The organism is Pantoea sp. X-Soil-MYKO-1785, from assembly GCF_059730675.1.
The window spans coordinates 2,871,467-2,882,795 of record NZ_AP036000.1 but is presented as its reverse complement, the minus strand read 5'-3'; the positions used below and the strand labels follow the sequence as shown (position 1 = coordinate 2,882,795).

At 57.2% G+C, this 11,329-nt stretch carries 9 protein-coding genes; 7 read left to right on the top strand and 2 right to left on the bottom strand.

Annotated elements, in window-relative coordinates; all coding sequences use genetic code 11:
- The first annotated feature begins 284 nt into the window (after window positions 1-284).
- The 5 genes from AC6I8D_RS13775 to ompC all read left to right on the top strand — a co-directional run bounded on the left by AC6I8D_RS13775 (window position 285) and on the right by ompC (window position 8,933).
- Window positions 285-2,204: an Ig-like domain-containing protein gene (locus AC6I8D_RS13775; protein ID WP_312759652.1), complete on the top strand. Its 1,920-nt coding sequence runs from the start codon at window positions 285-287 to the stop codon at window positions 2,202-2,204.
- Between the two features lie 307 nt (window positions 2,205-2,511).
- Window positions 2,512-3,867: a TolC family outer membrane protein gene (locus AC6I8D_RS13770; protein ID WP_312056725.1), complete on the top strand. Its 1,356-nt coding sequence runs from the start codon at window positions 2,512-2,514 to the stop codon at window positions 3,865-3,867.
- A gap of 28 nt (window positions 3,868-3,895) precedes the next feature.
- Entirely contained in the window at window positions 3,896-6,055 is a 2,160-nt protein-coding gene (locus AC6I8D_RS13765) for a type I secretion system permease/ATPase (RefSeq protein ID WP_312056724.1), read from the top strand.
- Window positions 6,052-7,221 (top strand): beta-barrel domain-containing protein, encoded by a 1,170-nt coding sequence (locus tag AC6I8D_RS13760; protein WP_312759654.1) that lies wholly within the window; start codon window positions 6,052-6,054, stop codon window positions 7,219-7,221. The genes AC6I8D_RS13765 and AC6I8D_RS13760 overlap by 4 nt, the downstream gene beginning before the upstream one ends.
- A 599-nt stretch (window positions 7,222-7,820) precedes the next feature.
- Window positions 7,821-8,933 (top strand): porin OmpC, encoded by a 1,113-nt coding sequence (gene ompC / locus AC6I8D_RS13755; protein WP_312056722.1) that lies wholly within the window; start codon window positions 7,821-7,823, stop codon window positions 8,931-8,933.
- Window positions 8,934-8,972: 39 nt separating this feature from the next.
- Here the strand turns inward: ompC and AC6I8D_RS13750 are convergent, their stop codons facing one another.
- Complete coding sequence (locus AC6I8D_RS13750) at window positions 8,973-9,149, bottom strand: hypothetical protein (RefSeq protein WP_162836812.1); 177 nt, start codon at window positions 9,147-9,149, stop codon at window positions 8,973-8,975.
- 150 nt (window positions 9,150-9,299) lie between these two features.
- The gene (locus AC6I8D_RS13745) at window positions 9,300-9,410 is read right to left on the bottom strand and encodes a response regulator (protein WP_312055416.1); all 111 of its coding nucleotides are present in this window, start codon (window positions 9,408-9,410) and stop codon (window positions 9,300-9,302) included.
- A gap of 180 nt (window positions 9,411-9,590) precedes the next feature.
- Here AC6I8D_RS13745 and apbE point away from each other — a divergent pair, with 180 nt between their 5' ends.
- Window positions 9,591-10,640 carry an FAD:protein FMN transferase ApbE gene (gene apbE, locus AC6I8D_RS13740; protein WP_497820349.1) on the top strand — a complete coding sequence of 350 codons (1,050 nt, stop codon included), beginning with the start codon at window positions 9,591-9,593 and terminating at the stop codon, window positions 10,638-10,640.
- Window positions 10,640-11,281: a DNA oxidative demethylase AlkB gene (gene alkB / locus AC6I8D_RS13735; protein ID WP_312055418.1), complete on the top strand. Its 642-nt coding sequence runs from the start codon at window positions 10,640-10,642 to the stop codon at window positions 11,279-11,281. Before apbE ends, alkB begins: the two co-directional genes overlap by 1 nt.
- The last annotated feature ends 48 nt before the right edge of the window (window positions 11,282-11,329 follow it).

Genomic DNA, 11,329 nt, shown 5'->3' with positions numbered 1-11,329 from the left:
GATAATTCCATTTTCCAGATTTTCGCCACTATTCATCAGCAGAGTGAAAGATTAGGGTAGGGGCAGCAAACGGCGTCACGCCGGTTAATGCAGAAAATCTGACATCTAAAATTCTTTAGCGGCTTTTTTAGTCGCCTATTCATTCATCCTTGTTACCTGCGGGTAACCGGTTCCGACCAGCGGAAACGGGCAGCTTACGCTTGCCTGACATAACTGCGCCAACCTTAACGATCAGTTTATCTGATGGTTTGCGCCTGCGTTTCTGTTCTGAATTGAGGTTACCTATGTCCCAGCGCGATACGTTTCGTGCCGTCCGGCTCGAATCCATTTTTCAGGCAGCAGTGAGTGAATTTTCCGTTCCCGATAGCACCACACGCAGCGTTGCGCCGGCCGTAACAGCGACCATCGCGACGCCGACCAGCGATCTTTCCGCCGACAGCGCGCTCAGTCCGGCGATTGGGCTGACCACGCTGGCGGTTACCGCGGCCGCAGATACCCAGCCGCCCGCCGCGCTGCGGCCGTATGAACCGATCGCCAGCGATGGGGTGATCGCCAACCGGGAAGTGCAAAACCCGGTCCATCTGCGCGGTCAGGCGGTGGGGGAGGCGGGATCAACCGTCACCCTGACCTTCAACGATCAGAGCTGGCAGAGCACTGTCAATCAGTGGGGCTACTGGAACGCCTCAATGCCCGCCGAAGTGCTGAAAGGGCTGCCGGACGGCAATCACACCCTGACGCTGACCATCACCGATAAAGCCGGTAACAGCACCGACACCACGGTCGATTTTGGTCTCTATGCCGACCGCAGCCTTAAGCCGACTCTGACGGTGGACACCATCAGCGGCGATAACGCGGTTAACATCGAGGAAAGCGTGTATGGCGTCGACATCAGCGGCAGCGGCACCCATTTGCCCGCTGGCGCACGCGTGACCCTGACGCTGGGCAGCATCACCACCACGGCGATTGTCGGCAGCGATGGCAAATGGACCGGCACCTTTCACGAAAGCGATCTCAAAGCGCAGCAGGATGGCGTCTACAGTCTGACGGTCAGCGCGAAAGATCCCAATGGCAACACCACCACTGAATCCCATCAGCTGACGCTGATCACCCACCTGAGCAGCCTGCCGCAGATTAGCTTTGATAAGGTGACGGCGGATGATGTGATCAATCTGGCGGAAACCCAGCAGGATTTACTGCTGAGCGGCACGCTATCGACCGTGATGCCAGGCCATCGGCTGGTGATTACCGGCGCCAATGAGAAAGATTATGCCGCCACGCTGAGTGAGGATGGACACTGGCAGGTGGTGATCCCGGCAGCGGATGTGCACGCCTTTATTAATGTCGGCGAGATCCGCGCCTGGTCGATTGACGGTGCCAACAACTATACCGACGCCAGCCATGAACTGAATATCAAAACCGGCTTTATCCCGATCTATGTCGAAATGGATATCGGCGGCGATATGATCCTCAACTATCAGGAGGCGCAGCACGATCTCAGCCTGTATGTTGAGGGCGCTAATGAGCTGGAGATCAATGGCAAAACCTACCAGCCGGACGCGAAGGGGATGGTGACCCTGAGCGCCAGCGATCTGCAGGCGCTGCCGGAGGGACCGGTCGCCGTCACCTATCATCGCTGGGATGAGTATGGCAACAGCGACACCCAGACCAACAGCAGCCTGTTCACCGTGGCTACTCATCAGCGTCCGACCCTGACGCTGGATACGCCGTTCGACGACAATGTGATTGACGCTGCGGATGTGAACAGCTGGCACCTGATTCAGGGCAGTTCGACTCACCTTGAGCCAGGCAGCCTGGTGCAGTTAACCCTCGGCGATCAGCACTACAGCGCCAGCGTGAAAGCAGACGGCGGCTGGGCGCTGACCATCCTGGCCGGACAGCTGGCACCGCTGGACGACGGCGAGTATCAGATGACGGTGAGCGCCAAAGACAGTGCTGGCAATCTGACCAGTGCCAGCCAGACCGTGACGGTTGCCTCGCATACTGACGCTGCTGCCACGCTGAATCTGCTGACGGTCGATCAGCTACTGGATAATCTCAGCCCCACTGCGGCAGATGAAACGCTGCCGGCGGCGAAGGCGTCTGCCGCTGTGGCTGCGCCGCACGACAGCAATCTGGTAACCGATTCCCCTTACACCCTCGCCGATCACTTATGGCAACACCCCGCCGTTCATCCGCTGGTCTGAGTTAAAACACATTAGTTAACGTACTGCCTTCCGGACGGGTTTGTTAAGCCCGTCTGGATTGGTGGGCGTAACATCATCGATTAAATTTTGTGCGATTGAGAAAATAATTAATTATTTCATCGATATTTAGCAGGAAGAAGCGCGGGATATGATCTAATAATGTTAAAGGTCGTTTAGCGTCTGGCTTGCGAACCATAAATTAATTGATGCAGTCTGACGAGGCGAAAGCCCGCAACGGCGCACCGTTTTGCACTCTTTGTTCACCGGGAAAACACCATGATGATAAGAACCCCTGTTGGTAAACATAATGAACAAAGCGCGACTGACCTTTTTATTATGCGCCCTGAATGGCGTAGTGTTGCCTGCGGCTTTTGCCGCACCCTTGCCCAAAGCTGAATTTAACTGGCGTGCTGCTCCCAGCGAAGAGCAGATTGCTACCTTAACGCTGCGTGACGCCATTCTCCGCGCTTTCGCCCGCAACCCGAAAATTTCGCAAGCGGCGGCTCAAATCCACGTTGGCGAAGGCGATCTCGACGCCGCAAAAAGTGCCTGGTATCCGCAGATTTCACTGCAGGGTGCGGCGGGTCGATCGCATCAGACCGACTCCGCTGGCAGCCTGAATAACAATGGCTCCGGCGGCATTATGCTCAGCCAGCTGCTGTACGATTTTGGCCGCACCGGCGGTGCTATCGACGAGCAGCACGCCTTGTCAGAGGCCTACCTGTTTGGCCTGTTCGACTCGATGACCACCGTGGCGGAAGATACGCTGCAGGCCTATCTGGAAGTCAAACGTTACCAGGCGCTGGCGGAAACCGCTCACACCAATATCGCCTCACTGGAGCGGGTGCGTGACATCGCCCGCCTGCGCGCCGACGCCGGACTCAACTCGCAGTCGGACGTGTTACAGGCGGAAACCCGTATCGCCGCGATGCACGCCACGCTGGAACAGTATCGGGCGCAGCTACGTTCAGCCAAAGCCCAGCTGACGGTGCTGACCGGCGTGGTGCCGGCGACCCTGCCTGAGCTGCCGCAGGCGTTGCTCAATCAGCAGATCACCCTCGACAAAATCGCCTACGCCAACAGCGCCGCGGTGCGCAGCGCCCAGGCGAAGCAGGAAGCCGCGCGCGAGCGGGTGCGTCAGGCGCAGTCCGGCCACTGGCCAACCATCAAAGTTCAGGCTGGCCGTACCCGCTATGAAAACGATCGCCAGTCTTACTGGGATGATGAGGTCCAGCTGCAGGTTGAAGCGCCGCTTTATCAGGGCGGCATGGTCAATGCCCGAACTCAGTCCGCCGAGGGCGATCGGGAAGCCGCACAGGCGGCGGTGCAGCAGGCCAAACTCACCATCAATCAAAATGCCTCCACCGCCTACGCCGACATGATTGGCGCGCAGCAACGTCAGGCAGCCGGTGAAGTGCAGCTGGAAAGTGCTGACCACACCCGCAACGTCTATGCCGATGAGTATCGTCTCAGTAAACGCAGCCTGAACGATCTGCTGAGCGTGGAACAGGATGTGTTTCAGGCGGACAGCTCACGCATCACCGCGCTTTACGATGGCTGGGATGCCACCGTGCGCTATGCCGCTGCGGTCGACAATTTGCTCGATATCCTGGGTATCGATCGTCAGCGCAGCAGCGGCGATCTCCTTCCTTCGCTGCAATAGCGAGCTTTCGCATTAAAAGGCATTAACCATGAGCGCACAAAACCTGAATACCGATAACTGGATTGCCGCCATGCTGCGCGTGGCTGCGCGGTTCGGTAAACCTGCCGACGGCAAGACTCTGCGCCAGCAGATGCGTTGGTTTGAACATCTGCCGGTGGCGCAGCAGCTGGAACGGCTCTCCGGGCTGCTCGGACTGCACCTGACCATGGTGCCGCAGAATAAGCTGCGCTGGCGTCAGGAGATCACCCCGGTGGTGCTGGTGCTGGAAAACAGCAGCGTGGCGGTGCTGGAAGGGATCGACCCGGACGGCAGCGCGCGCTACTGGCTGAGTGAAGGCGGCGACGTGGTGCGCGAAGGCGCGCTGTCCGAACTGCTGGCCCGCGCTCAGGGCGAGGTCGGGGTGATTGGCGTCGCGGCGCGCGGCCGCGATGCGCGCATCGACGAATTCGTCCAGCCGTATGAGCCACACTGGTTCTGGAAGAATTTTCGCGGCATGGGCCGGCGCATCACCGAGATTTCGCTGGCGTCGGTGATCGGCAACGTGCTGGCGCTGGCCGGCATTCTGTTCTCGATGCAGGTTTACGATCGGGTGATCCCGGCGCAGTCGCAGGCCACGCTGTGGGTGCTGTTTGTCGGGGTGCTGATTGCGGCGGCGATTGAGTATCTGATCCGCCTGATGCGCACCCAGGTCTCCGACTTAATGGGGAAACGCATCGACCTGAAAGTCTCTGCCATGCTGTTCGCCCGGGCGATGAGCATCCGCAATGAAGCGCGGCCAAAATCGACCGGTTCGTTCATTTCGCAGCTGCGTGAAATCGATCAGGTACGTGAACTGCTGACCTCCACCACGGTGGGCGCAGCGGCCGATCTGCCGTTTGTTATCCTGTTCCTGTTTATCATGTCATTTATTGGCGGCTGGCTGGTGCTGATTCCGCTGGCGGCGATACCGCTGATCGTGATCCCTGGCATGCTGGTGCAGATCCCGATGGCGCGGCTGGCCAAAGAGGGGCTGCGCGAAGGGGCGCTGCGTAATGCAGTGCTGGTGGAAACCATTGAAGGCATTGAAGATATCAAAGCGCTGCAGGCGGAACCCTATTTTCAGCGTCAGTGGGAGCAGACCCATGAGGTCAGCGCCGCTATCAGTAACCAGCAACGCTTATGGGGCGCCCGGCTGACCGGCTGGGCCGCTACGGTGCAGCAGCTTACCTATGCCGGAATGCTGGTGTTTGGCGTCTATCTGGTACTCGACTCGCAGATCACCACCGGCACCCTGGTCGCCTGTAGCCTGCTCTCGTCACGCACCATTGCGCCGCTGATGCAGCTTACTATGGTCTTTTCCCGCTGGCAGCACGCCAAAATGGCGATGAAGGGGCTGGATGAGCTGCTGAAGAAGCCGCTCGATCAGCCCGAGGCGGCAACGCTGGCGCACTGTCCGACGCTGACCGGCCAGTACGATCTGCGTAATGTGCATTACAGCTACGACGAAGAGAATGAAAAGAACGTTCTCAACGTGCAGCAGCTGCAGATCAAACCGGGCGAGAAGATTGCCATTCTGGGTAAAGTCGGGGCCGGGAAATCAACCCTGCTCAAAATTCTCGCCGGTCAGGCGATGGCAAGCCAGGGCAAGGTGATTGTTGATGGTGTGGACATTGAACGCATCGATCCGATCGATCTCCGCCGCCAGCTCGGCTGGTTATCACACGATTCACGACTGTTTTTTGGCACGCTGCGGCAAAACCTGATGCTGGGCAATCCGCACGCCAGCGAACAGGAGATGCTTCAGGCGCTGCGCATTAGCGGCGCGCTGTCGCTGGTACAGCAGGATGCCGCCAGTCTCGATCGTATTATTAATGAAGGCGGGCGCGGGCTGTCCGGCGGGCAGCGTCAGATGGTGATGCTGAGCCGTATGATCCTGCGCCAGCCGCAGGTGGTGTTGCTGGATGAGCCGACCGCCGCCATGGATGAGCAGCTGGAAGAGCATGTGATCCGTCAGCTCCAGGGCTGGATCAGCGGGCGTACTCTGATCCTGGTGACGCACCGTCCGGCGCTGCTGAAGATGGTCGACCGCATTGTGGTGATGGATAACGGCCGGATCGTGGCCGATGGGCCGCGTGACGCGATCCTGCGCCGCGCCACGACTCCGGCCGCCCAACCGGCGGCAGGGCCGGATAAAGGAGATGCTGCATGAGCCTGGTGATGATTGATAAAGATCTGGCGCGCCATGAACGCCGTACCTCAGCCATTATCTGGCTCTGCACAGCGGCGCTAGCGATATTCCTCATCTGGGCGCACTTCGCCATTCTGGATGAGGTGACCGTCGGCACCGGTAAAGTGACCCCATCCAGCCGCGCGCAGGTGATTGACAGTCTGGACGGCGGCATCGTCAAACAGCTCAACGTGCATGAAGGCGATATTGTCGAGAAAGGGCAGATCCTGGCGACGCTCGATCCGACCCGCTTCCAGTCTAACTTCGGTGAAGCGCAGGCTAAAGTGCGTACTCTGCGCGCCTCCTCGGAGCGTCTGGATGCGGAGCTGTCAGGCACGCCGCTGCAGTTCAGCGCGGAAACCCTGAAGGAGCCGCAGCTGGTGACGCGGGAAAGGCAGCTGTATGAATCCCGGCGGCGCAACCTGACGGAAACTATTAGCAACCTGCAGCAGTCACTCAAGCTGGTGCAGGATGAGCTGCGCCTGACCGAGCCGCTGGTCGCCAAAGGGGCAGCCGGTCAGGTCGAGGTGATCCGGCTGCGCCGTCAGGTCAGCGACCTGCGCGGCAAAATCGACGAGGCGCGCAATGACTATCTGGTGCGCGCCCACGAAGAGCAGGTGAAAAACAACGCTGAACTTGATGCGCAGCTGCAGGTGGCGGCGGGTAAAGAGGACCAGCTGACGCGCGCCACGCTCTACTCGCCGGTGCGCGGCATCGTTAAGGATATTCAGGTCACCACGGTGGGCGGGGTACTGGAGCCGGGCGGCAAGCTGATGGAGATCGTGCCGCTGGAAGATCAACTGCTGATTGAAACCCGTATCAATCCACGCGATATCGCTTACATTCGTCCCGGTCTGGCAGCCATCGTCAAAATCACCGCCTACGACTCCTCTATCTATGGCGATCTGCCGGGTGAGGTTGAAATCGTCTCGCCGGATACGCTGCAGGATGAGGTTAAGCGGGATCAATACTACTACCGGGTCTACGTTCGCACCCAAAAAGCGGAACTGACTAACCGCGCCGGGCGCAAATTCCCGATTGTGCCCGGTATGGTGGCCAATGTTGAAATTAAAACCGGCCAGAAATCAGTGATGGATTACCTGCTTAAGCCGCTGAATAAAGTTAAAGAATCACTGCGCGAACGCTGAAATCACGATCCGGATATTATCGCAGCCTGCTTAGTTACGGTGATAAATTAAGTGGGCGGATATATCGCCAGATAAGCGTCAGGAGGGGCGGAAATTAACCTTCTGTGCGGCCAGGTAATAAAGTTAATTAACGGCGGAAAACCATGTTTACATTACGCCAATCGCAACGGCGGATCGCAGGCAAAAAAAATGCCGGACAAACTTGTCCGGCGGGAAATTAGGGTAAACATCTCATTCGGGGTGAATGAAGGTAATAATGAAATAAATGATGATAGCGGGATCTATTGTATTGCCTGATGACGCATAAGTTTTATCATTCAGTGCTTCAGAGCATTCCGAGATAACCTGTTGATAACCAAGGATGCGAAATCAGGTTGGCTTTTTGTGCCATATTTTTTATCGATACGTGCTGGTTATTAGTTCCCCAAAACTTACATTCAGAAATAACTGTTTCGAACTATGAAACAGTTTTGGAAATTTAGTAGCATTTTCGTGATGGATTATTGCCCGTTATAAAACAACAATGGCTTGCCGGCTGAATTTTTAATCATTCAGTTCGCAGTGGCAAATAATAAAGGCACATTACAGAGGGTAATAAAATGAAACGTCGCGTTCTCTCCCTGATGATCCCTGCGTTGCTGGTCGCAGCAGGATCGGCAAACGCAGCTGAAATCTACAATAAAGACGGCAACAAATTAGACCTGTTTGGTAAAGTCGATGGTCTGCACTACTTCTCTGATAACGATGGTTCTGACGGCGATCAGTCTTATGTCCGCTTTGGCTTCAAAGGCGAAACCGAAGTCAGCGATCAGCTGACCGGTTACGGCCAGTGGGAGTATCAGGCGGCGCTGAACAATGCAGAATCTGAAGGTACAGCTGACAGCTATACCCGCGTCGGTTTTGCCGGTATTAAGTTTGGCGATGCAGGTTCGTTCGATTACGGTCGTAACTACGGCGTAGCTTACGACATCGGCGCATGGACCGACGTGCTGCCGGAATTCGGTGGTGATACCTATGGCGCGGATAACTTTATGTTCCAGCGCGGCAACGGTATGGCGACCTACCGCAACAGCAACTTCTTCGGCCTGGTCGATGGCTGGAACTTTGCGGTGCAGTATCAGGGCAAAAACGGCAATGGCGATGAATCACCCAACGGTCGTGATGTGCTGGGCCAGAACGGTGACGGCTGGGGTCTGAGCACCACTTACGATCTCGGTTCCGGTTTTGGTATCGGTGCGTCAGCTTTCCAGTCTGACCGTACCAACGACCAGAACGGCAACCAGGCGGGTATCCTCGGTCGTGGCGACAAAGCAGAAGCCTACACCGGCGGTCTGAAATACGATGCCAACAACATCTATCTGGCAGCGATGTACACCAAGTCTTACAACGCAACCCGCTTCGGCAGCAGTAATTCGCCGGTGTTTGGTTATGCGGATAAAGCGGAAAACTGGGAACTGGTGGCGCAGTATCAGTTCGACTTCGGCCTGCGTCCATCGCTGGCGTATGTCACCTCACGCGGCACCGATGTGCAGGGCTGGGGTAAACAAAACCTGAAGAAATACATTGATGTAGGCGCGACTTACTACTTCAACAAAAACATGTCCACCTACGTGGATTACCAAATCAACCTGCTGGATGACAACCAGTTCACCGATCAAGCCGGTATCAATACCGACGACGTGGTGGCACTGGGTCTGGTTTACCAGTTCTGATTTGTGCAGGTGCGCAGCGCGGGCTGCGCACCTGAGTCACTAATCCTTTTCCTTTATCTCATCTGCCGTTCGCCACTTTTTCGCTTTCGCGACTGCCGTGACCGGCGAGACCACACTGCCAAATCGGGCACCTTCAAAAGCCACGCCCGCCAGAGAAAAGGCTGAAAAGCTCAGCCACTGATGCCAGGCCGCCTGCAGGTTCTGTGACGTTTTCATTCTGCACCTCTCAGAGATAAACACTGTTTCAACAGTGCAGAATTCATGCCAGCTTTACCGCTCTGATAGCCACGGCTCTGCCACCGCTTCTGGTAAACTTGCCGCACATTATGAGGAGGCCGTTGCCCCGTTCAGGTGCAGCGCTGCAGGCTAATGGCGCGCCCGTGACAGGGCCATATGACGATGACGACGCTGATGCCAGACTTTGTAGCTGCTGAAAATGAACAGACTCAGGGCGATGGCAAGAATCACGTAGATCATCTGCTACTCCTTAATTAAACCAAACCGTTAAACGTAAATCGCCCGGTTACGGGCGGATGCATAGTAGATGACGGGTTGATACTGTCGTCATTAGCCGCCGGATTCAACCCTCTTTTACGCTCTTTACCAGCGATTTATGCTTTGTAGCAGGAATAGATAAATTTTTACAAGTGAGGATTGATGAGGTATCAGATTAATCTGCTGTCTTTACCGTTTGCCATTCTGTTGTTAGCCGGTTGTGATAAACCAGCAGCGACCTCATCGATGGTGCTGGAAGGCAAAACCATGGGCACGGTCTGGCGGGTCAGCCTGGCGGGCGTTGACAGTGAACGCAAAGCCGCACTGCAGCAGCGCATTCAGCAGCAGCTCGACAGTGACGACGCTGAGCTTTCTACCTGGAAGCCCACATCGGTGCTGTCGCGCTTTAATCAGAGCAGTGAACTGACGCCCCAGCCGATCAGCGAGAATATGGCGGATATCGTCACGCTCGCCTTGCGCATTGGTGCTAAAACCGGTGGAGCGATGGATATCACCGTCGGACCGCTGGTCAATCTGTGGGGCTTTGGCCCGACAAAACAGCCGACCTGGACGCCGGATGAGGCGGAAATCGCGGCGGCCAAAGCACAGACCGGTCTGCAGCATCTGCGGGTGGTGCAGGGCGCGGGTGGCCAGTGGCTGCAAAAGGATCTGCCTGGCTTATATGTTGATCTCTCAACGGTAGGTGAGGGCTTCGCCACCGATCATCTGGCGCGCCTGATGGAGCAGTTGGGGATTAATAATTATCTGGTCTCGGTTGGCGGGGCGGTGCTGAGCCGCGGGCTTAACGCCCGGCACCAGCCGTGGCGGGTCGCCATTCAAAAGCCGACTGACCGTGAGAATGCGGTGCAGGCGCGGGTCGATCTGCAGGGACACGGCATCAGCACCTCCGGCAGCTATCGCAACTATTATGAACTGGACGGCAAGCGCGTTTCTCACGTCATCGATCCTGTAACCGGCCGGCCGATTGAGCATAAACTGGTTTCGGCAACCGTGATTGCCACCACCGCGCTGGAGGCCGACGGCTGGGATACTGGGCTGATGGTGCTGGGCAGTGAAAAAGCCAAAGCGCTGGCGATCCAGCAGCAGCTGGCGGTCTATCTGATCAGTAAAGAAGGGGACGGTTTCGTCAGCTGGATGTCACCGCAGTTTGCCGCCTTTTTGATTAAACCCGAGTCGACAGGAGCACCCTGATGTTAGATCTGTTTAGCGAAGAGCAACCGTGGCAGGAACCGCTGGCTGACGGGGCGGTGATCCTGCGCCGGCGGGCGCGCGATGAGGCTGAAGCGCTCTATCAGCAGATTCTGGCTATCGCCGACCAGAATCCGTTTGCGCATCGCATTACGCCGGGCGGGCACCGCATGTCGGTGGCGATGACCAACTGCGGCGACTTTGGCTGGTCAGTGGATTCACGCGGCTATCAATATCAGCAGCAGGACAACCTCAACGGCCGCAAGTGGCCGCCAATGCCGCCGCTGTTTCGCAGCCTGGCGCAGGCCGCTGCGCGTGAAGCGGGCTTTCCCGGCTTTAATCCGGATGCCTGTCTGCTCAATCGCTACGAACCGGGGGCGAAGCTGACCCTGCATCAGGACAAAGATGAGAAAGATCTGCGGCAGCCGATCGTCTCAGTCTCGCTGGGATTACCGGCGGTCTTCCAGTTTGGCGGGTTTGAACGTGGTGACGCCACCCAGCGGGTGCTGCTGGAGCATGGCGATATTGTGGTATGGGGCGGCCCGTCTCGCCTGCGTTATCACGGTATCCTGCCGCTCAAGCCGGGCGTCCATCCGCTGGTCGGCGCATGGCGCTATAACCTGACCTTCCGCCGCGCCTTTTGATTCGTCCTGCCGCGCGCGGCGCAGTGCGAATAACTATTGCTATCATTT

Excerpts from the sequence above, each read along its gene's own strand:
- AC6I8D_RS13745 (WP_312055416.1), bottom strand. The coding sequence starts at position 9,410 with ATGATCTACGTGATTCTTGCCATCGCCCTGAGTCTGTTCATTTTCAGC.
- AC6I8D_RS13765 (WP_312056724.1), top strand. The coding sequence starts at position 3,896 with ATGAGCGCACAAAACCTGAATACCGATAACTGGATTGCCGCCATGCTG.
- alkB (WP_312055418.1), top strand. The coding sequence starts at position 10,640 with ATGTTAGATCTGTTTAGCGAAGAGCAACCGTGGCAGGAACCGCTGGCT.
- apbE (WP_497820349.1), top strand. The coding sequence starts at position 9,591 with ATGAGGTATCAGATTAATCTGCTGTCTTTACCGTTTGCCATTCTGTTG.
- ompC (WP_312056722.1), top strand. The coding sequence starts at position 7,821 with ATGAAACGTCGCGTTCTCTCCCTGATGATCCCTGCGTTGCTGGTCGCA.
- AC6I8D_RS13770 (WP_312056725.1), top strand. The coding sequence starts at position 2,512 with ATGAACAAAGCGCGACTGACCTTTTTATTATGCGCCCTGAATGGCGTA.
- AC6I8D_RS13775 (WP_312759652.1), top strand. The coding sequence starts at position 285 with ATGTCCCAGCGCGATACGTTTCGTGCCGTCCGGCTCGAATCCATTTTT.
- AC6I8D_RS13750 (WP_162836812.1), bottom strand. The coding sequence starts at position 9,149 with ATGAAAACGTCACAGAACCTGCAGGCGGCCTGGCATCAGTGGCTGAGC.
- AC6I8D_RS13760 (WP_312759654.1), top strand. The coding sequence starts at position 6,052 with ATGAGCCTGGTGATGATTGATAAAGATCTGGCGCGCCATGAACGCCGT.